This window comes from Ureibacillus massiliensis 4400831 = CIP 108448 = CCUG 49529 (assembly GCF_000772965.1).
Classification (GTDB): domain Bacteria; phylum Bacillota; class Bacilli; order Bacillales_A; family Planococcaceae; genus Ureibacillus; species Ureibacillus massiliensis.
Genome location: NZ_JPVQ01000001.1, coordinates 272,794 through 292,696, shown reverse-complemented (window position 1 = coordinate 292,696; position 19,903 = coordinate 272,794). Strand labels below are relative to the sequence as shown.

23 protein-coding genes are annotated in these 19,903 nt (G+C 36.5%); 1 reads left to right on the top strand and 22 read right to left on the bottom strand.

What is annotated here, in order from left to right; translation table 11 throughout:
• Positions 1-72 precede the first annotated feature (72 nt).
• Positions 73-540, bottom strand: a complete 468-nt coding sequence (locus CD30_RS19690) for a single-stranded DNA-binding protein (protein ID WP_084077574.1) — start codon at positions 538-540, stop codon at positions 73-75.
• A gap of 244 nt (positions 541-784) precedes the next feature.
• Here CD30_RS19690 and CD30_RS01435 point away from each other — a divergent pair, with 244 nt between their 5' ends.
• A complete protein-coding gene (locus CD30_RS01435) occupies positions 785-1,207 on the top strand; it encodes a YwpF family protein (protein ID WP_036171348.1) in 423 nt (140 codons plus the stop codon).
• Positions 1,208-1,278: 71 nt separating this feature from the next.
• Here the strand turns inward: CD30_RS01435 and CD30_RS01430 are convergent, their stop codons facing one another.
• The 21 genes from CD30_RS01430 to atpF form a co-directional block, all read right to left on the bottom strand.
• Positions 1,279-1,713: a helix-turn-helix domain-containing protein gene (locus CD30_RS01430; protein ID WP_036171345.1), complete on the bottom strand. Its 435-nt coding sequence runs from the start codon at positions 1,711-1,713 to the stop codon at positions 1,279-1,281.
• A gap of 14 nt (positions 1,714-1,727) precedes the next feature.
• Positions 1,728-2,252, bottom strand: a complete 525-nt coding sequence (locus tag CD30_RS01425; RefSeq protein ID WP_036171342.1) for a DUF6932 family protein — start codon at positions 2,250-2,252, stop codon at positions 1,728-1,730.
• A gap of 261 nt (positions 2,253-2,513) precedes the next feature.
• Positions 2,514-2,936, bottom strand: coding sequence for a hypothetical protein (locus CD30_RS01420; protein ID WP_036171339.1), 423 nt, complete (start codon positions 2,934-2,936; stop codon positions 2,514-2,516).
• A 175-nt stretch (positions 2,937-3,111) separates the two neighbouring features.
• Positions 3,112-3,498, bottom strand: coding sequence for a hypothetical protein (locus tag CD30_RS01415; protein WP_036171336.1), 387 nt, complete (start codon positions 3,496-3,498; stop codon positions 3,112-3,114).
• Between the two features lie 257 nt (positions 3,499-3,755).
• Positions 3,756-4,196, bottom strand: a complete 441-nt coding sequence (fabZ, locus tag CD30_RS01410) for a 3-hydroxyacyl-ACP dehydratase FabZ (RefSeq protein WP_036171333.1) — start codon at positions 4,194-4,196, stop codon at positions 3,756-3,758.
• Between the two features lie 240 nt (positions 4,197-4,436).
• Positions 4,437-4,751, bottom strand: coding sequence for a DNA-directed RNA polymerase subunit beta (locus CD30_RS01405; protein WP_036171330.1), 315 nt, complete (start codon positions 4,749-4,751; stop codon positions 4,437-4,439).
• Positions 4,752-4,885: 134 nt separating this feature from the next.
• Positions 4,886-5,725: a flagellar hook-basal body protein gene (locus tag CD30_RS01400; RefSeq protein ID WP_036171328.1), complete on the bottom strand. Its 840-nt coding sequence runs from the start codon at positions 5,723-5,725 to the stop codon at positions 4,886-4,888.
• 108 nt (positions 5,726-5,833) lie between these two features.
• Positions 5,834-6,670, bottom strand: coding sequence for a flagellar hook-basal body protein (locus tag CD30_RS01395; RefSeq protein WP_036171325.1), 837 nt, complete (start codon positions 6,668-6,670; stop codon positions 5,834-5,836).
• 89 nt (positions 6,671-6,759) lie between these two features.
• Entirely contained in the window at positions 6,760-7,755 is a 996-nt protein-coding gene (mreB, locus tag CD30_RS01390) for a rod shape-determining protein (protein ID WP_036171322.1), read from the bottom strand.
• Positions 7,756-8,966: 1,211 nt separating this feature from the next.
• Positions 8,967-9,149 (bottom strand): hypothetical protein, encoded by a 183-nt coding sequence (locus CD30_RS20270; protein WP_170215794.1) that lies wholly within the window; start codon positions 9,147-9,149, stop codon positions 8,967-8,969.
• A 236-nt stretch (positions 9,150-9,385) separates the two neighbouring features.
• Positions 9,386-9,643 carry a sporulation transcriptional regulator SpoIIID gene (locus tag CD30_RS01385; protein WP_036171320.1) on the bottom strand — a complete coding sequence of 86 codons (258 nt, stop codon included), beginning with the start codon at positions 9,641-9,643 and terminating at the stop codon, positions 9,386-9,388.
• 304 nt (positions 9,644-9,947) lie between these two features.
• The gene (locus CD30_RS01380) at positions 9,948-10,619 is read right to left on the bottom strand and encodes a M23 family metallopeptidase (protein ID WP_036171317.1); all 672 of its coding nucleotides are present in this window, start codon (positions 10,617-10,619) and stop codon (positions 9,948-9,950) included.
• Positions 10,620-10,688: 69 nt separating this feature from the next.
• Complete coding sequence (spoIID, locus tag CD30_RS01375; protein ID WP_052126006.1) at positions 10,689-11,639, bottom strand: stage II sporulation protein D; 951 nt, start codon at positions 11,637-11,639, stop codon at positions 10,689-10,691.
• A 319-nt stretch (positions 11,640-11,958) separates the two neighbouring features.
• Entirely contained in the window at positions 11,959-13,275 is a 1,317-nt protein-coding gene (gene murA / locus CD30_RS01370) for a UDP-N-acetylglucosamine 1-carboxyvinyltransferase (protein WP_036171314.1), read from the bottom strand.
• Positions 13,276-13,780: 505 nt separating this feature from the next.
• Positions 13,781-14,023 (bottom strand): DUF1146 family protein, encoded by a 243-nt coding sequence (locus tag CD30_RS01365; protein WP_036171473.1) that lies wholly within the window; start codon positions 14,021-14,023, stop codon positions 13,781-13,783.
• Positions 14,024-14,221: 198 nt separating this feature from the next.
• Positions 14,222-14,629 (bottom strand): F0F1 ATP synthase subunit epsilon, encoded by a 408-nt coding sequence (locus tag CD30_RS01360; RefSeq protein ID WP_036171311.1) that lies wholly within the window; start codon positions 14,627-14,629, stop codon positions 14,222-14,224.
• Between the two features lie 22 nt (positions 14,630-14,651).
• Positions 14,652-16,067, bottom strand: a complete 1,416-nt coding sequence (gene atpD / locus CD30_RS01355) for a F0F1 ATP synthase subunit beta (RefSeq protein WP_036171309.1) — start codon at positions 16,065-16,067, stop codon at positions 14,652-14,654.
• A gap of 112 nt (positions 16,068-16,179) precedes the next feature.
• Complete coding sequence (gene atpG, locus CD30_RS01350; protein ID WP_036171307.1) at positions 16,180-17,043, bottom strand: ATP synthase F1 subunit gamma; 864 nt, start codon at positions 17,041-17,043, stop codon at positions 16,180-16,182.
• A gap of 49 nt (positions 17,044-17,092) precedes the next feature.
• Positions 17,093-18,601, bottom strand: a complete 1,509-nt coding sequence (gene atpA, locus CD30_RS01345) for a F0F1 ATP synthase subunit alpha (RefSeq protein WP_036171305.1) — start codon at positions 18,599-18,601, stop codon at positions 17,093-17,095.
• Positions 18,602-18,629: 28 nt separating this feature from the next.
• Positions 18,630-19,166 carry a F0F1 ATP synthase subunit delta gene (locus CD30_RS01340; RefSeq protein WP_036171303.1) on the bottom strand — a complete coding sequence of 179 codons (537 nt, stop codon included), beginning with the start codon at positions 19,164-19,166 and terminating at the stop codon, positions 18,630-18,632.
• Positions 19,163-19,690 (bottom strand): F0F1 ATP synthase subunit B, encoded by a 528-nt coding sequence (gene atpF / locus CD30_RS01335; protein WP_036171300.1) that lies wholly within the window; start codon positions 19,688-19,690, stop codon positions 19,163-19,165. The genes CD30_RS01340 and atpF overlap by 4 nt, the downstream gene beginning before the upstream one ends.
• Between the last annotated feature and the right edge of the window lie 213 nt (positions 19,691-19,903).

Below are 19,903 nucleotides of genomic sequence, written 5' to 3'. Positions count from 1 at the left end.
AGAGAATTTTTACAAACTTGAAAACCCTATTTGATTGTCCTCGTATAAAATAGTTTTGCTATCCTTTTTCATTTACCTAACAGGCAGTTCTGTTTCAGTTCTTGGTAATTCAAATGCGTTTGGTTTATCGTAGTTGTCTCTAGTTTCAACATTCTCAAATTTAGCAAATGACTCTGCCACCTGCGAACCTTCAGTTGATTCCGGAGAGTCTTTGTCCCCTGGCGATTTTAAAATGTAAAATCGGACGTCATCGATTACAACCTCGGTTGTGTAGACCTTTATGTTTTCCTTATTCGTATATGACCGTGTCTGTAATCTACCATTGACGCCAACAAGCGATCCCTTACCGCAATATTCGGCGACTCTTTCAGCAAGTTTTCCCCATGCACTGCAAAGGACAAAATCCGCTTCGATGGTTCCTTCACTATTGCGGAAATTCCTATTAATTGCCAACGTAAAGCTTACATGTGTACGACCTTCTGATAATTTTTTTAATAAAGGATCTTTTGTAATTCGACCAACTAATCCGACTTGATTCATTGCAGCACCTCCCTTCGCTATTATCTTAATCTGAAAGGTCAAATTTTGGCAAAATACGAAAAATTGAATTTAACTTAATTCTCATAATGAAAAATCAGTTTTCAACATGGATAGATTTGTTGATAGACGGGTAAATTGAAGGAAAATAAAGCTTTATCGGCAATTTTAAAAAACTGCCAATTAATAAGTTTCGCAATTTTCTATGTTATACTGAAATTAACTAATAAATGTGGAGGAATGAGTAATGAAGACATTTAAAATGCTCTCTTTTGATTTGATCAAAGATGATGAAGAACTTAATTTTCCTTTGATTGATGGTATTGTAATCAATCAAGAAAATAGTTATAAGTCATGGATTTTAGAAATTTTTATTTCAAAAGAACATATCGCCTCGTTCCAAGAATTACAAACTTCAGGGGAAGTATTTGATGCGAATGTGGTTATTTCATTTCCTGAAAATGAACCAGCTCCTTTTTCTGTAGTCGTGAGTGAAATCAAAGAAATTGGAGAAAAGGTATCAGTATTAATGAAAGGTAAAGTAAAGCAAGTTCGAATAAAATATGCGGAACAATTATTAAAAAAATTGTTAGAAAAGGACCTTCCGAAAGAGGAGCTTTTAAAACGATTCGAAAAAGGATTACGCGAACGCCCGAGATTGAAGGGCTAAAGTGTAGTATTAACTATTATAGAGGCATTTTCTACATAAAAAAATCGCCCTTTATCCTAGGGGCGATAAATTTAAGATATCATAATTTCTGATTGAATTTCTGTTTTTGACAACATATTCATAGCTTCCATTACCTGTTGTATTCTTTCAATTGTTGCGCCGTAATATTCGTTTCTCTCATCTCTAGATACTTGTGCAGCTGCAACTCCTAATCGATCCGCTAATTCTTGTTGACTAAGTCCGAGATAAATCCTATAAGCTATTATAGTTTTCCCTAAATTATGAAGATTAATAATTGTTTCAAATTCTCCTCTTTTAATCCGCTCGTAATAAACAACTTCTTCTTTCAATTGTTCATGAAATGAAACAGCAGGTTCTAATGCTTTCTCAATCTGTTCTGTTGTTAACCCCAATTTTTCAAGCTCTCTTCTTTGTAATTTAATAAAATCCTTATCCTTTTGTAGTTTCTCTAAAGCTTTTTTGTAAGCATTCTCAGTTTTAATCATTTCTAATCCCACCATCACTTAATAATTTTCACAATTCCTTTTGGTAAATATGTATCTCTTGTCTTTCGAAATGCAGCGGGAAATTGTTGATCATTCCCAAACTCATCTCGTATTCCAGAAGGAAATCCGACATGGGGATATAGTTCAATTCTATACCTATGCCACATCGGTAACTGTTTTTTTGTATACCCACGATACGGTTTTCTTGTTTTGCTATCCCAAGTCCAAACCTTATATGGATCTAAAGCGTTAAGCTTTCTTTCTAAATCACCTGTGGCGAGATCTAATAAATCACATTCAAAATAACCATCAATATCATTTGGATGAGCTTTATCTTCTACAAAAGAACCATCAATATAAATTTGATCAATCCCTATTTCCCATAATTGTTTAACCATAATCTCTAAATTTTCAACTAACGTAAGACGCCATTTTGCATCCCATGTTTTATAAAATATAGGTCCTTTAACAAGTATAGAATTTCTAAGTTCTTCAAATGTTAGAAGATAATCTTTAGGAGGTAATAAACCAAAGTTCATCTAACTACCCCTCCTTATTATTATACTCATTTTTAACATATTTGATTACTTAACAAATGCGTTAATTTTAATTTTATTTTAACAATATTTGATGAATATTTAAACCCCCATGACAATTAAAAAAGAAAATCAGAAACGCGGTACTAGAGTAATCTAGCCGTGCGTTTCTGATTTTTGTATCCTGTCGTGCGCTATTCAAGTAGTACGCGGATTATTTTTATATGCCAACACATTTCTGCACTAAATGTATTTGCAAATTACTTATTGGTCTTTATTATCTCTGTCAACAATGTCGCCACCATCTTCTATGAGATCTTCTTCATTGTTGTTATTGATACGCTCATCATTGTTATTTACAGTACCAGTTGTACCGTTTTGACCAGCACCATTACTGTTTGATGCGCCGTCTCTGTCGTTCACACCATTATTATTTTCAAGAGTACCGCCGTTTGTATCAGCATCGTTTGTTTCTGGATTTACGTCAAGTCCGTTTCCATCATTGACTTCTGTATCGTTATCATCCAATGCATCGTTGATACCTTCCTCAACATCTTGAGCACCCTCTTGAATATCATCACCAAGGTCCTCTACTGGATTGTCTGTATCATCGGCAGCATCTTCTCCTGTGTTACACCCCACTAAAAGAGCTGAACCAAGAACGAATGCGTAAAACGACTTTTTCATATAAAAAGCTCCCTCCTTCCTAGATTTTCTACTACCCATCACATTCATGCGATGTGACTATTCATAGATTACCCGGGAATGTGGGAACTATCCTTGACTAATTTAATGCAACTTTCCAATAATTAATCATCATAAAATGAAAAATCACTTCCACCATTAAATCAGATACAATTTTTTATTGATTTAATTGATCCTTTAATAGCTGTTCCACGTATGCGGCTTCTGCTTTACAACCATAAGTATAGTTCGTTCCAAGTTGTTTTTGCATTTTTTCAATGGAATCAATTTGTTTTTTAGTTGGTTCTTCGCTTAAAATTTTACCGATGACATCGTCAATTTTTTTCGCTACTTCTTCATGAAATTCTGTACTTACTAATACTTCATGAGGAATTTTTTCAAACCAAGCAGCATTTTCTGTAAAATATGTTTGCCAATATTGAACAAAATCTTCCATGAAAAATTTATCTTCGTCCCAACCTATACTTGCCAAATATGATTCAAACGATGTAGTGATCGAACGTGTAATACTGATTTTAACGCCCGATGACAGATCTTTATACATTAAATTAAAACCTCCTACGATTATAAAAGCAACTCAAACCACGTTTACTAATTAGTAAATTCAACCACTTAATTGTATCTTTTATTTCGACAAAATTCAAACATATTACCATTTTTCTAAATTTTCTCCAAATAATTGTTAATTCTGTAAAAAATCAAACCTATAGCCATGTAAAAATTTCATATAGGCTTATTTTCTCCTAAACATTCCTCTGTTCATTCCTAAATAATTAGGTAAAATTTACTTGAATTCGAATTTTATTCCTTCGGCTGTGCAGGTCCAATGGCAAATAAAATATCCGCTTCGCAAGCAATTTCCCCTTCAATTGTTGCAATTGCATGACCTTTTCCCATCGCACCGCGCATGCGAACAAATTCAACCTCTAATCTTAACTGATCGCCAGGAACAACTTGACGTTTAAAACGTGCATTATCAATACCTGTTAAAAAAGCTAGTCTTCCTTTAAATTGCTCAGAATTTAAAAGTGCCACTCCTCCAACTTGTGCTAATGCTTCAATAATTAAAACACCAGGCATTACAGGATATCCTGGAAAATGTCCGTTAAAGAAGTCTTCATTAATGGAAACATTTTTAATACCAACTGCACGTTTCCCTTCTTCCAATTCAAGAATGCGATCCACTAATAAAAATGGATAACGATGTGGCAAAATGGATTGAATTTGTTCTGCATTTAACATGTAAATTTCCCCCTAAATTTAACTTTTCATTATGTATCATTGTTTAGTGCTCTATGTTATAACAAACGGATTAAAATTAGTGACTAGAAGATAATCATAACTAATAGTGAATGAATTTGACAAATTTCCGCACCCTTTCATTATCCATAAAAAATATTGGACAATAAAAATTGGAAAAAAATAATGTCCCTAATAACCCACGTTTCGAAGCTTGAAACGTATCAGAAATTCGAGAGTAGATTATTCTTTCCCATTGATGATGTCTAATATGTGTTGCCATGTTTCCCATTTTAATGCATCGACCGGATTGCCTTCACCGATTACACCAAACCCAATCATTAAACCGATGATTGCTACGAAAATAATGATAATGAAAAAAATAAGTAGCTTGATACCAGTTGAGGCTAAACGAGAAAGAAATATTTCTTTAGTCGATTCCGGCTGTTTCTTTTCTTTTTTTACCTTTTTCTTTTTGTGCTCGGCTTTAGCTTTTCGGGTACGTTCTGTCCGACTATTTTGAGACATACGTTGTTCATTTTTTAATTCGTTTGTCATTTTTTTACTCCTTTAGAATACCATATCACATGGCGTCAGGAGTTTGACACCATGTGATGCAAGAATTGTTTTTTATTGTTATTATCAACGATTTTTATAACTATTAGACATGTTATCTATCAATGAATTATAGTTTATCGAATCCCATTGATAAGCCCTAACATTTGGTCAGCAATCGTTATTGCACGTGAATTAAATTGGTAAGAACGTTGTGCAGTTATTAAATCTGTCATTTCCTTTGAAAGGTTGACGTTTGATTGCTCTAAAGCACCGTTTTGAACACCGATATTCACACGATTTGCACCAAGCATATCAACTAATACTTCTTGTTCCTCAAGCCCTAGCTCAGCAAAGTTTTCAGGTAAATCAATGTATGTATCTGAAACATGTTCCATTACTTGTGGCTTTTGAATTTCTGTAATACCTAATTCGAAAGTAGCTGTTTGACCATTAGGATAGCTCACACCTAAAAGACCGTCCTCTGTTAATGTGAAGTTTTGGAACTGGTCTTGGAAAACGATTGGGTTACCATCAGAATCTGCAACTGCATATCCATCAGAATTCACTAACATCACTTGGCCATTTGCAACTGGTGAAACGTAAAAGTCGCCTTGACGAGAATAAACTAGGTTTGTCCCATTATCTCCAGCTGGCATTAAGATGTTGAAATATTGTTTTTCCTTTGTGAATGCAAGGTCCAAATCACGATCAGTCATTTGAAGGTTCCCTTGACTATGATTTGTTTGAATTTGACTAATTTTAGCACCAACACCATAACGGATTCCTACTGGTGATTGACGTAACGTTCTGTCTAACTCGTCATTATTGTATTGTTGGTAAAGAAGCTCTGAAAATTGTGCTTCTTTTGCTTTATACCCCGTTGTACTGCTATTAGCAAGGTTATTACTGATTGTATCCATTTGCTGTTGCAATTGTGTAAGTGTATTCGTTGCTGTAATCATTGTCCGAAGCATTCTGAGCCCTCCTTTTAATTGGTACCACGTTATTTTGTGGGATACCTTGAGTTGTATTATTAGGGCAATACGTAATTATTTTGTGCTACCCGTTTAAGTTAATATTTCTTATACTTTACCGATTTCATTAACAGCCTTTTGCATGCTTTGATCATAAGCTTGAAGTACTTTTTGATTCGCTTCAAATGCACGATAAGCTGTTAAAAGATCTGTCATAGATCTAGCTGAATCTACATTAGAGCCTTCTAAATAGCTTTGTTTAAGTCCAAATGCGACTCCTTCTTGATTGTAAGCTGAAGGCAATAAAGCTCCATCAATTGTGCGGAACAAACCGTTATCTTGTTTAACTAAAACATCAGGATTTGCGCTAAATGATACACCAATTTGTGCAACATTTACATCTGCAAATGTGATGGTACCGTCTTCTGCGACTTGGAAATCATCATTTGGCAAATAAATACGTTCACCTTCATTTGATAAAACATAATAGCCGTTCCCATTTACAAGGTAGCCTTGTCCATCTAATGTAAAGTTACCATTACGAGTATAGACTTCACCGCCATTTGGATGTTCCAGTCGGAAGAAGATCGCCCCTTGGTTGCCAGACTCCTCATCAATTGGTAATGTACCATCGATTAATGCCACGTCTGTTGTTAAGTTCGTTTGCATTAGTGAACCTTGCCCATAATTAGCAAGTGTTTCTTGTAAATAAACACCCGTATTTAACCCGCCAATTTCTTGTGCATTTTGGAAATTTAAATTCTTTTCTGTTGGAATGTTGGTATTACCGATTGCGGAAATTAACATATCAGGAAAAGATCGAATCGTCGATTGGTCTGCTTTATATCCAGGTGTGTTCGCATTCGCCATATTGTTTGTGATAATCTCTGTTTTTCTTTGTTGTGCAATCATCCCAGATGCTACAGTATAAAATCCTTTAAACAATGTTGTTCACCTCTTTTTTTCGGTTTCTTAATTTATTTAAACAAAATGATTTTAATTTAATCAATGATCGGTTGAAAATGTTGTCTTAATTAAAATTTCGCAGTTGCACGATCGATGTTATTTAACATTATACCAGTTCCAATCGCAACACAGTCCATTGGTTTTTCGGCAATTATTACCGGTACTTTTAATTCTTCAATTAATAATTGGTCCATACCATGTAGGAGACCACCGCCACCAGTTATTATAATACCACGGTCAATAATGTCTGCGGATAATTCTGGCGGAGTTCTTTCTAAAACATTTTTAGCAGCTTGTACAATCATATACACAGACTCATGCAATGCCTTTTCAATTTCTGTTGAATTGATTGTAATCGTACGAGGTAAGCCTGTAATAAGGTCGCGACCGCGAATTTCCATTTCGTCGTTTCGTCCACCTGGAAATACTGTACCAATCGTCATTTTGATTTGCTCTGCTGTACGTTCTCCGATTAATAGTTTGTATTGTTTTTTTATGTATTGCAGTATTTCGTTATCAAATACGTCTCCAGCTACTTTAATGGATTCACTTGTTACAATGTCGCCCATTGAAAGTACTGCTATGTCAGTTGTACCACCACCGATATCAATAACCATATTTCCACTTGGTTGATAAATATCCATACCAGCACCAATTGCAGCAACTTTTGGTTCTTCTTCTAAATAGACTTTTTTACCGCCTGATTTTTCAGCAGCTTCTCGAATTGCTTTTTGCTCTACGCTTGTGATGTTTGTTGGACAGCATATTAGGATACGTGGTTTTGATAAAAAGCCTTTAACGTTTAATTTAGTTAAAAAGTGCTTTAGCATTGCTTCGGTCACATCAAAATCAGCAATTACGCCATCTTTTAAAGGACGAATTGCTACGATGTTACCAGGTGTACGGCCCACCATTTGTCGAGCTTCTTCACCAACAGCAAGCACACGGTTTGTATTTTTGTCTATTGCAACTACAGATGGCTCATTTAATACAATTCCTTTTCCTTTAACGTAAATGAGTACATTTGCAGTTCCTAAATCGATGCCTATATCTTTAGAAAACATATACTATAGATCTCCTTCCCGCCAATTCCAACATTTTTCTAACTTTTCTATATCTTTATCTAGAATATTTTATCATATTCAAATAATAATTACATCCTTAATTTGGTTGCCGTGTTCTTTCTGCATAGGTAAATCCTGTGAATGTGGGAATTGAAGTTTTCTTTTTTTGGAAAATTGATGAAGCGAAGTATTTTAGAAGGGATGTGAGTGTAAGGGATATTTTTTTGTGGCTGTGGTTTAGTTATGGGATTGGGATGGTGGTTGGGTGAATCTGGTTTGGGTTCTTGATAGTGTATCGGCTAGAAGTTTTAGGTTATGCGAATAGATTACCCGTTGATTGAAACTGGTTTGGATGCTTGATGAATTTTCATTTATGCGATTGGATTGAATATGCTTCTGGGTACAAGCTTATAGATAAACTTCGGGTTATCCACTCCAATTTGGCGAGTTATGTGATCATATTAGTTTGTTTTTAGGCTCCAATGATTGTCTTACGTGGGATAGATTGTAAGACTATAGAATCTGCTTCTGATGAAAAGGCGTGCACATAAACTCCGGGTTATCCGCTCCAATCGATGGGTTATGTGATCATATTAGTTTTTTTTAGGCTCCAATCATTGGGATACGTGGGATTGAATAGATTGTCAGTCTATAGAATCTACTACTGATGCAGTGTCTGCACATAAACTCCGGGTTATCCGCTCCAATCGATGAGCTTTGTGATCAAATTAGTTCCTTATCCGCCCAAAAGTTAGCTTTGTGATCAAAAGGCTGCATTATCTGCCCAAAACGTATTGCTAAGTGATCCAAAGCCCGCTCTAAGTGATCTAATAAATTCTGTATCCGCTCCAATCAAGGTTACGGATGTAATTCTGTTGTCTATAATGGTGTATTTTTACTGTTTGCATTAAAGTTTTGTATTCTGGCTTTAGTTTTGTCCATTCGCAGCCAGCTTTTGTCCATTCACTAGATTGTTTTGTCCACCCAGAACCTTATTTTGTCCGTTCACTTCATTGTTTTCTCCACTCTCCTTCATTATGTCCATTCGCGGTCAGTTTTTGTCCGCTCACTCGTTCGTTTTGTCCACTCAGAACCTTATTTTGTCCGTTCACTTCATTGTTTTGTCCACTCGCCTTCGTTTTGTCCATTCGCGGTCAGTTTTTGTCCGCTCACTCGATTGTTTTGTCCACTCAGAACCTTATTTTGTCCGTTCACTTCATTGTTTTGTCCACTCGCCTTCGTTTTGTCCATTCGCCTTTGTTTTGTCCATTCGCGGTCAGTTTTTGTCCACTCACTCGATTGTTTTGTCCACCCAGAACCTGGTTTTGTCCGTTCGCTTCATTGTTTTGTCCACTCGCTTTCGTTTTATCCATTCGCAGTCTGTTTTTGTCCACTCACTTGATCGTTTTGTCCATCCAGAACCTGGTTTTGTCCGTTCGCTTCATTGTTTTGTCCACTCGCCATAATTTGGTCTATACAGAACGTTTTTTAACACCCTCTTCCAGTCAACACGCTATATCCAGTGTCGCCCTCATATAATAAGTAGCAAATCAAACGTTCCGTCGACGTCCTCCAACAAAGGAAAAAGCATTTAGTTGACTTATGTAGATAAGCCAAACTAAATGCTTTTTCATTTTTTTTGTCGGGACTGCCACTTCTGGCGTGTCGCCTCGCCCCCTCGCAAATGACGAATTGATTTATGATAAGCTAGTACTTCTTTCACTTCATTAGCAAGCGATTCATTTACAAGAAATAATCTTTCTGTTAAGTCTTTATGAACCGTACTTTTAGAATAGCCTGTCATTTTTGCAAGAACGCGGACCGTTTCACCAGTTTCGAGGAGCAGTTCACCAAGTCGAACGCAGCGATGTCGAATGTGCTCGTGCACGTTCTCTTCCTTTCTATCGGATATAAGAAAGTGCCGTTTTGCTAACGATAAGCGTAAATTTGACGTGTTCATATTGCGATTGTTTCATAGACGTTTGCAACTAGCGATTTTAACGTTTATTCACAATATGATAATTCGACTGCATTCAGAACTTCATTAAGTAAATAAACTAAAGTGTTGCGATGTGGCATACGTAGTTATGGATCAATTTTGATATCGGGCATCTATATTAAGAACCAGATAACACCATGGACCGTGACCCACATGTCGCTTGCTTTAGTAAACGGAATTTAGGATTTCTAATTTAGAAAGATAGGAAGTCTCTTGGGTTAACATGTTCTCCATCTTGCAACACTTGGAAATGAAGGTGAACGCCAGCTGTTGGGTTCCATTCATTATCAGTTGTTGTTGCTAATGGTTGACCTTGAATTACCTCGTCGCCCTCTTTAACAAGGATATCAGTCACTGAACTATAACGTGTTTCCATTCCGTTTGGATGTGTAATGATAATCTGATTGCCTGTAAATGCATCCAATTTCACTTCTGTAACTTCGCCACTCATTGCTGCTCGTACTTCAAATGGTTCACTATTCATTGATAATGAAACACCTGAAGATGTTGAAAATGTTTGATTGAAAACAAGTAAAGCTTTTTCTCTTGTTTCTTCATCTGCAGTAATATCATAGAAATCTTGAAGCACCGAAACTTGTTCTAATTTAGTTTCGTCAAATGGGAACTTCATTGTTTCTACTTGAGCATTTGTTTCAATCACTGTATTTTCATCAGCAGGCTGATTATTTACAGCAACCGGTTGCTCTTGTTCATTATTACCAATGAGTGCGTTATAACTGAAAATTAGACCGATTAGCGCAACGGCAATTGCAGCATAAACAGACGGCCAAAACCAGGGCTTACTTTGTAATTTATCATTTTTGTTAGTAGGAGAAGGAATTTTAGATTTGTTGTCTTCTCTCATATTCATCACCTCAGAAATCAGTGTGAACAGATTTTGACAATTCTAATCATAAATTTTCCAATTTTTCTACTAAGAACATGATATTTTTTCAATTTTTGTATTTTTGTAATAATGTTGGATAATTTCATGTGCATTAGAACCCTGTTTTCCCATCGCATCTGCACCGTATTGACTCATTCCAACTCCATGACCAAAACCTTCTGTTGTCACAACAATTGTTTCACCTTGAACAGCTATTTGGAAGTCTGTTGAGCGCAAATCTAGTAAAGTTCGAAATTCACGACCCGTCCAAACTTCGCTTTGGATTGATACCGTTTCTACCCTCCCTGTATCGTTTCTAGCTAGTTTAAACTGTTTCACTTGATTAAGTGTCCAGTTACCCCCTAATTTTTCGTTCCATTCATTTAATGTAAATGTTTTTGTTACTTCATAATTATCTGCATATTGAAAATCCGTACTTGCCACAGGTTGTAAATAAGGCAAGTCGCTTCCACTATAGTTTTTTGAGCTTTCTGTCATACCGTTACTCATGGAATGGAACATCGCAGTAATTAATTCTTCATTGTAAAAAATAACTTCGCCTTTTGTGCTTTCTACTGCTTCACGTATTTTTCTTTCGTTTTCTTCAAAGGAGCTTTGCCAATTTTTTTGACGTACTGTTTGATCATAGTAAACTTGTCTTGCTACAGTAGGGGCAATTTCTGACTGACCAAAGTTTGTTGATTTTAATACATACGTTCTTGCTGCAATGGCTTGGGCCTTTAACGCTTCTTTATGGAAGTTCGCAGGCATTTCCGCTGCCACTACACCAACTACATATTCCTCAAGTTCGATTGGCGAGTCCGTATCTGCCACCTTAATCATAATCCCACATTTATTTTCAGGAAGTGACACATTTTCTTCTTCAGTGGGTTCCTTTACTGGTGATCGAAACAATAATGGCATAATGAATAATACGAGTATAAAGCAACTGATTAGAATGTGTGGTGTCCATTTTCTCATGCTATTTATATTTTTCATACTAATAACCATATGTATGAAGCTAGTAAATTATTATTAACAAAAGGTTCGAAAAAACGACAGTTCGCGCTATTGATTTAAGTTCTTGAAGCATAGGTTAATATTTAGAAGAATAATTTACCTACCCCATTCGAAATCCCGTTCCCTTTTATAGGCTTCAATGAAATCAATACCCCTTAAATTTCTATTCGTTAGGTTCACCCCTTCATAATCAAAAAAACTAGGCTTCGAAAAATTTTTAAAAAAATTTCTCAAAAGCCCAGTCATATTTTAATTTTTCATATCATAGGGTGGAATAAATGAAACTTAAAATCATACATTAAACAAGTTGGCTTAATGTAGATCTATTTACTTTCACATCTAATAATTCCTCTTCTTTAACGCGGATTATATTTGCCCCTAGTGAAGCTAGTTTTTCAGTGAAATTAACGTATCCACGGTCTAAGTGATGTAAATTTGTAACTCGTGTAATTCCTTCAGAAGCCAAACCAGCTAATATTAAAGCCGCTGTCGCTCGTAAGTCTGTTCCAGCTACTTCAGCACCCTGAAGCTTAACAGGACCTTCGATAAACACAGTACGGCCTTCGATTTTCATTTCAGCATTCATTCGACGGAATTCTTCAACATGCATGAAGCGGTTTTCAAAGACGGTTTCAGTAATGATGCTTGCACCTTCGACTGTTAATAATAAAGCCATCATTTGTGCTTGCATATCCGTTGGAAAGCCAGGATGAGGCAATGTCTTAATATCGACTGCTTTAAGTGGATTTGTAGCACGTACACGAATACCATTATTCTCGTCAGTAATTTCAATACCCATTTCTCTCATTTTTGCAATAATTGGCATCAAATGTTCTGATAGAGCATTTTCAATCAATACATCACCTCGTGTAATCGCAGCAGCGACCATAAATGTCCCTGCTTCAATACGGTCAGGTATGATATGATGAGTTGTTCCATGAAGTTCTTCAACGCCTTCAATACGAATAGTATCTGTTCCAGCACCAACGACACGTCCACCCATACTGTTTATAAAGCTTGCTAAATCTACAATCTCAGGTTCTTTTGCTGCGTTTTCTATGATTGTCGTGCCTCTCGCAAGTGCAGCAGCTGCCATAATGTTCTCAGTCGCTCCTACACTAGGAAAATCTAAATAGATTTCAGCACCTTTTAATCTATCTTTCACGCTAGCTTCAACATAACCATGACCAAAAGTAATTTTTGCACCCATCGCTTCGAAACCCTTTAAATGAAGTTCAATTGGACGCGAACCAATCGCACACCCGCCAGGCAGTGCAACCCTTGCAAACCCATTGCGTCCTAATAATGAACCCATTACTAAAATTGAGGCGCGCATTTTACTTATAAACTCAAATTGTGCTTCACTGTTAAGTGTTTTTGTAGCATTTATATTAATTTCATTATTTTCTACGTCATATTGTACATCTGCATTTAAGCTTTTTAGTACTTCATTAATAATTTGAACATCCGCTAAATTCGGAACATCTTTTATTGTTGTTCTATCTTTTGATGCTAATAAAGATGCAGTTAATATTGGTAATACAGCATTTTTTGCACCTTCAACTTTTACGGACCCTTTTAACTTTTGGCCTCCCGTAACAATAATTTTCTCCACAATTCGTCCCTCCGAATTCAATTGTCCGTAACCTACAATTCTTTAATTCTCTTTCTACATGCTTAATGAACCGACTACCATAATGTTACATTTATTATATGGCTTTAACAAGTTCTCAAGTAGATATTTTACGTTATTTTTAAATATTAATCTACAATTTATATTACGCAAAGCTCTCAATATTGGTGAATTTTTGCTTTGACAGATGTCGAATTACGAAAGGAAAAGTAAAATAAATTTACCTAGGGAAATCATACATTTTTCATCAATATTACCCAGGAAATATAAAATTATATGTCTGTAACGACAAACGAATCATTTTCACTTATCCTTACAAGGCATATAATACCTTTTATTTTCAATAATCTGTCATAATTCCAAATTTCATTCAAATTTTACCATATTTGAGTTTGGGCTAAATTTATTAAAATCCCCATTCTTATGTCGACACATTTATGTAACAAAAAAATTACCTTTTAATCCATTTAACCGTTATATCATGAATTTACGAGAAAAGATATGGCAATTGTTGGGACCAACTTGTGATATCGAGTATGAAATTTGAAACACTTGAGCCAATTGCAATGCTAAGCAATATATATATGAGTTGAATTTGAAAAGTGTGCCCTTTTTTAAATAATTGTTCCAAACGTAAAGATTGTAGTGCGTAAAATGAAATACCAATAAAAAAGATATGCGAAAAAATCCCAATTCCAGCTTGTATTCCAAATGTATTATAAAGATCCATAACTTTTCCTCCCTTTAAAATATGAGTGAACGACTGTTTCTTTAGACTTGCATTTCCATTGTATTCATCTGTCAATAAACAAGATAAACTAATAAAAAAGCAGCCACCTTTTATTTGATTCAACTTAAGTAAGTGAAATTCCTACTAATGTATGAAAAAAAGCGGACAGAACTAACTGTCCGCTTTATACATGTTAAATTACACATTACCCTCATGAACGTTGATACGATTCATTGCACGTCTTAATGCTAATTCAGCACGTTGGAAATCGATTTCATCATTTTTCATTTTTAAACGTTCTTCAGCACGTGCTTTTGCTTCTTGCGCACGGGCTAGATCGATTGAAGAAGCTACTTCAGCTGAAGGAGCTAAAATCGATACTTTTTCAGGACGTACTTCAATGAATCCGCCACTAACGGCTACGAATTCGCTTTTACCGTTTGCATCCTTTAACTCTACGCCACCAATTGATAGCGGAGAAACCAAAGGAATGTGGCCAGGAAGAACCCCAATTTCACCAGAAATTGTTTTAGCGATTACCATTGCAACTTCTGAATCGTACACTGGGCCGTCGGGAGTGACAATATTGACTTGAACTGTCTTCATATTTTTTCCTCCTCGTCCGTGATTATACCTCTACGCCCATAGCTTTAGCTTTTTCTACTACTTCTTCAATGCTACCAACTAGACGGAATGCATCTTCTGGTAAGTGATCATATTTACCTTCAAGGATTTCTTTGAAGCTACGTACAGTATCTTTTACATGTACAAATGAACCTGGTTGACCAGTGAATTGTTCCGCAACGTGGAAGTTTTGTGATAAGAAGAATTGAATACGACGAGCGCGTTCAACTGTTTGTTTATCTTCATCAGATAATTCATCCATACCTAAGATAGCGATGATATCTTGTAATTCACGATAGCGTTGGATAGTTGATTGTACTGCACGAGCAACGTTGTAGTGTTCTTCACCAACGATTTCAGGTGATAAAGCACGAGAAGTTGATGCAAGTGGATCTACCGCAGGATAGATACCCATTTCAGATAACTTACGTTCAAGGTTAGTTGTTGAGTCTAAGTGAGCGAAAGTTGTTGCTGGAGCTGGGTCAGTATAGTCATCGGCTGGTACATAGATCGCTTGGATTGATGTAACAGAACCTTTGTTTGTTGATGTAATACGTTCTTGTAAGTTACCCATTTCAGTAGCAAGAGTTGGTTGGTAACCAACGGCAGAAGGCATACGACCTAATAACGCTGATACCTCAGAACCTGCTTGAGTGAAACGGAAGATGTTATCGATGAATAAAAGAACGTCTTGTCCTTGTTCATCACGGAAATATTCAGCCATTGTAAGACCAGTTAAGGCAACACGCATACGTGCACCAGGTGGCTCATTCATTTGACCGAATACCATTGATGTTTTACTAATAACGCCAGAGTCACTCATTTCGTGGAATAAGTCGTTACCTTCACGAGTACGTTCACCTACACCAGCGAATACAGAGATACCACCATGACCTTGAGCGATGTTGTTAATTAATTCTTGGATTAATACAGTTTTACCTACACCGGCACCACCGAATAAACCTACTTTACCACCTTTGATATAAGGAGCTAATAAGTCTACTACTTTAATACCTGTTTCAAGAATTTGAACTTCTGTAGTTAAATCATCATATTTTGGAGCTTCACGGTGAATTGGATCACGACGTTCGCTCTCTGGAATTTCTTCTCCTAAGTCGATAACTTCACCTAGTACGTTGAATACACGTCCTAAAGTTACTTCACCAACTGGTACAGAGATTGCTTTTCCTGTATCTGTAACATCTGCACCACGTTGCAGTCCGTCAGTAGATGACATGGCAATTGTGCGGACAGAGTCGTCACCTAAATGAAGGGCTACTTCTAAAGTTAAAGTAACAGCTTCTTCATTTGGACGTTCAATCTTAACTGTTAAAGCGTTATAGATTGCTGGTAATTGACCGTTGCTGAATTTTACGTCAACAACTGGACCCATTACTTGGATAACGTGTCCTATGTTCATTCCTTTGTACCTCCTATCGAGTATGGTAACTAGCGGGCAAAACATGATCAAAAAGTCTTGCTTTAAGAATGTTTGCTCGCTTAAACCTTATAACGACATTGGGAAGCACAGCCTATTCTAAGGCTGCTGCTCCACCAACGATTTCTGTAATTTCTTGAGTAATAGCTGCTTGACGTGCACGGTTGTAAACAAGATCTAATGATTTGATTAACTCGTCAGCATTGTCAGTTGCAGCTTTCATCGCTGTCATACGGGCAGCATGTTCACTTGCTTTACCATCTAATAAAGCACCATAGATTAAGCTTTCTGCATATTGTGGTAGCAATACTTCTAAAATTGCATCCGCACTTGGATCGAATTCATAAGAAGCTGAAATACCTTCAGATGCTGGTGCTAAATCTGTAATTGGTAATACCTTTTTCTCAGTCACTTCTTGTGAAATAACACTGATATAGTGGTTATAGTACATATATAATTCGTCATATGTACCATCAGCGAACATACCAACAGCTTTACGAGCGATTGCTTTTACGTCTGAGAATGTAGGTTGGTCAGGTAGACCTACTACACTATCAATGACATTGTAGCCTCGTTTAACAAAGAAATCTCTTGCTACACGTCCGATAGCCAAAATAACATATTCGTCTTTTGACTTATGTCGTTCATTAAGTGTTCGAGTTAACTCACGAATAACGTTTGAGTTATAAGCACCTGCAAGACCACGATCAGAACCAATCACAATATAACCTGTTTTCTTAACTGGACGAGTTTCTAACATTGGATGGGATGCATCAGATGTACCTGAAGCAATAGCCGCAACAACGTCTTGTACCTTTTCCATGTAAGGAACGTAAGATTTCGCGTTTAATTCTGCACGGTTTTTCTTAGATGCAGAAACCATTTGCATGGCTTTCGTCATCGATTTTGTTTTCTTTGTTGAGTTAATACGAATTTTTATATCACGTAAATTTGCCACTGGTAATTCACCACCTTTTCATTTTAATCACATTCGGGCAAAGTAAAACTTACTCTGATTTAGCGAAAGTTTTTTTGAATTCGTTAATAGCGTTAGCCATTTCTTCATCAGATGGAAGTTCTTTAGTTGTACGGATATGATCTAAAACGTTTGTGTGGTTTACATCTAACCAGCTTAAGAATTCAGCTTCGAAACGAGTGATATCTTTTACTGGAATATCATCTAAGAATCCACGAGTTAATGCATAAAGAATCGCAACTTGTTTTTCAACTTTTAATGGTTTGTTTAACTCTTGTTTTAATACTTCAACTGTACGTTTACCACGTTCAAGTTTAGCAAGAGTTGCTTTATCTAAATCTGAACCGAATTGTGCGAATGATTCAAGTTCACGGTAAGCAGCTAAGTCAAGACGTAGTGTACCAGCAACTTTTTTCATCGCTTTAATTTGCGCAGATCCACCTACACGTGATACTGATAAACCGGCGTTAATCGCTGGACGTACACCTGAGTGGAATAAGTCAGATTGTAAGAAAATTTGTCCATCTGTAATTGAGATAACGTTAGTTGGGATGTATGCAGAGATATCCCCAGCTTGAGTCTCAACGAATGGAAGAGCTGTAATCGAACCATTTTTGTATGTTTCGTTTAATTTCGCAGCACGTTCTAATAAACGACTGTGTAAGTAGAATACGTCACCAGGATAAGCTTCACGACCTGGAGGACGACGTAATAATAATGAAAGCTCACGGTAAGCTGCTGCTTGTTTAGATAAATCATCATATACGATTAATACGTGTTTACCTTGTAACATGAACTCTTCAGCCATAGATACACCAGCATAAGGAGCTAAGTATAATAATGGAGCTGGTTGAGAAGCAGATGCAGTTACAACGATTGAGTAATCTAAAGCGCCGTTTTTACGTAGTGTTTCTACTACGCCACGTACTGTAGATTCTTTTTGACCAATTGCAACATAGATACAAATCATATCTTGGTCTGCTTGGTTTAAAATTGTATCGATCGCAACAGATGTTTTACCAACTTGACGGTCACCGATGATTAACTCACGTTGACCACGACCGATTGGTACTAGAGCGTCAATCGCTTTGATACCTGTTTGTAATGGTTCGTGTACTGATTTACGAGCCATTACACCGAAAGCTGGACTTTCGATAGGACGAGTTTTTGTAGTATTAATAGGGCCTTGTCCATCCACAGGAATTCCTAGTGGGTTTACAACGCGACCAATTAGTTCTTCACCAACTGGTACTTCCATGATACGACCTGTACGACGAACTTCATCGCCTTCTTTAATGCCAAGGTAGTTACCTAGAATAATGATACCAACGTTACCTTCTTCTAAGTTTTGAGCCATACCCATAACACCATTTGAGAATTCTAATAATTCTCCAGCCATGACGTTGTCGAGGCCATGAGCACGAGCGATACCGTCACCAACAGTGATAACTGTACCAACTTCGCTTACTTCTAATTCAGATTGGTAATTTTCAATCTGCTTTTTTATCAGCACGCTGATTTCTTCAGCCTTGATGCCCATGAATGTCACCTCTCACATTTCTTTTTGATTAACCAACTAACGTACGTTTTAAACCCTGAAGCTTGCTAGCTACAGTGTTATCAAAAATGTAGTTACCGATTTGAACTCGCACGCCACCTAAAATTGATGGGTCGATTTCGTTTGTAATGTTAAGTTGTTCTTTACCAACACGTTTTGCAAATGCAGAAGAGATTTCATTTAATTCATCGTCTGTTAATGCACGAGTTGAGAATACTTTTGCTACAGCAAAACCTTGAGCTGCTGCTGCTAGTTCAGAAAATTCTTCAGCTAAATTTGCTGCTTCATTTACTCGTTTCTTCTCAATAAGAAGATTTAGTGTATTTACAACAAATGGATTTGCTTTAGAGAATACTTCTGCAACAATTTGTTTTTTACGTTCGATAGAGAATTTAGGATTAACAAGTAATGAAATTAACTCTGGAGTACTTTCAATTACTTTTACTAATTCTTTTAGATCGTTACTAACTTCAACAAGAGCGTTTTTTTCTTGCGCTAATTGAAACAATGCTTCGGCATAACGTTTTGCTACTTGAGATTTACTCATTCTGCAACGCCTGCCTTCGCAATCGTTTCTTTAATTAAAGCACTATTGTCCTCTTCAGAAATTTCTTTACCAAGAACTTTAGATGCTGCAAGAACTGATAGTGAAACGACTTCTTCACGTACAGCTGCGATTGCTTTTTCTTTTTCTGTTTCGATTTCACGAACAGCAGAATCTTTTAAGCGGTTTGCTTCTGCACGAGCTGCTGAAATAATTTCTTCACGTTGAGCATCGCCTTGTTTTTTCGCACTCTCAATAATTGTTTGTGCTTCAGTGCGTGCTTCTTTTAATAAAGCTTTATGTTCCTCTAAAAGTGCTGCTGCCTCTTTGCGAGCGTTTTCAGCTGCATCGATTTCGCTAGAAACTAACTCTTCACGTTGTTTCATGATGCCCATTAATGGACCCCAAGCGAATTTTTTAAGAAGTAACATTAAAACAGCGAAGATGATAACTGTAGCAAGTACGTCACCACCATTAAATAAATGGTCACCTTCCGCCGCGTTCAGTACTAAATAATCTAAACCCACGATTGTTTCACTCCCTTCAAGAGCTATGATTCACATGCGCCCATGAACGCTCAATGGAACTTGAATGTCCTGCCCTAAGTGATATGTACACTAGGATATTCGAGCAAAAAGACGCTTTTCTTCTATTTAAAAATAATTTACTTTCAATTTCAGAAAAACTTCATAGACAACTGTCGTCTATTCTCAATAAAAGGAATGGCGAAGTTTCTTAAA

What these genes read in the sequence shown, in the direction of transcription:
- CD30_RS19690 (WP_084077574.1), bottom strand. Translation starts at nt 540, where the DNA reads ATGAATCAAGTCGGATTAGTTGGTCGAATTACAAAAGATCCTTTATTA.
- CD30_RS01435 (WP_036171348.1), top strand. Translation starts at nt 785, where the DNA reads ATGAAGACATTTAAAATGCTCTCTTTTGATTTGATCAAAGATGATGAA.
- CD30_RS01430 (WP_036171345.1), bottom strand. Translation starts at nt 1,713, where the DNA reads ATGATTAAAACTGAGAATGCTTACAAAAAAGCTTTAGAGAAACTACAA.
- CD30_RS01425 (WP_036171342.1), bottom strand. Translation starts at nt 2,252, where the DNA reads ATGAACTTTGGTTTATTACCTCCTAAAGATTATCTTCTAACATTTGAA.
- CD30_RS01420 (WP_036171339.1), bottom strand. Translation starts at nt 2,936, where the DNA reads ATGAAAAAGTCGTTTTACGCATTCGTTCTTGGTTCAGCTCTTTTAGTG.
- CD30_RS01415 (WP_036171336.1), bottom strand. Translation starts at nt 3,498, where the DNA reads ATGTATAAAGATCTGTCATCGGGCGTTAAAATCAGTATTACACGTTCG.
- fabZ (WP_036171333.1), bottom strand. Translation starts at nt 4,196, where the DNA reads ATGTTAAATGCAGAACAAATTCAATCCATTTTGCCACATCGTTATCCA.
- CD30_RS01405 (WP_036171330.1), bottom strand. Translation starts at nt 4,751, where the DNA reads ATGACAAACGAATTAAAAAATGAACAACGTATGTCTCAAAATAGTCGG.
- CD30_RS01400 (WP_036171328.1), bottom strand. Translation starts at nt 5,725, where the DNA reads ATGCTTCGGACAATGATTACAGCAACGAATACACTTACACAATTGCAA.
- mreB (WP_036171322.1), bottom strand. Translation starts at nt 7,755, where the DNA reads ATGTTTTCTAAAGATATAGGCATCGATTTAGGAACTGCAAATGTACTC.
- CD30_RS01380 (WP_036171317.1), bottom strand. Translation starts at nt 10,619, where the DNA reads ATGAGAGAAGACAACAAATCTAAAATTCCTTCTCCTACTAACAAAAAT.
- spoIID (WP_052126006.1), bottom strand. Translation starts at nt 11,639, where the DNA reads ATGAAAAATATAAATAGCATGAGAAAATGGACACCACACATTCTAATC.
- CD30_RS01365 (WP_036171473.1), bottom strand. Translation starts at nt 14,023, where the DNA reads ATGGATCTTTATAATACATTTGGAATACAAGCTGGAATTGGGATTTTT.
- CD30_RS01360 (WP_036171311.1), bottom strand. Translation starts at nt 14,629, where the DNA reads ATGAAGACAGTTCAAGTCAATATTGTCACTCCCGACGGCCCAGTGTAC.
- atpD (WP_036171309.1), bottom strand. Translation starts at nt 16,067, where the DNA reads ATGAACATAGGACACGTTATCCAAGTAATGGGTCCAGTTGTTGACGTA.
- atpA (WP_036171305.1), bottom strand. Translation starts at nt 18,601, where the DNA reads ATGGGCATCAAGGCTGAAGAAATCAGCGTGCTGATAAAAAAGCAGATT.
- CD30_RS01340 (WP_036171303.1), bottom strand. Translation starts at nt 19,166, where the DNA reads ATGAGTAAATCTCAAGTAGCAAAACGTTATGCCGAAGCATTGTTTCAA.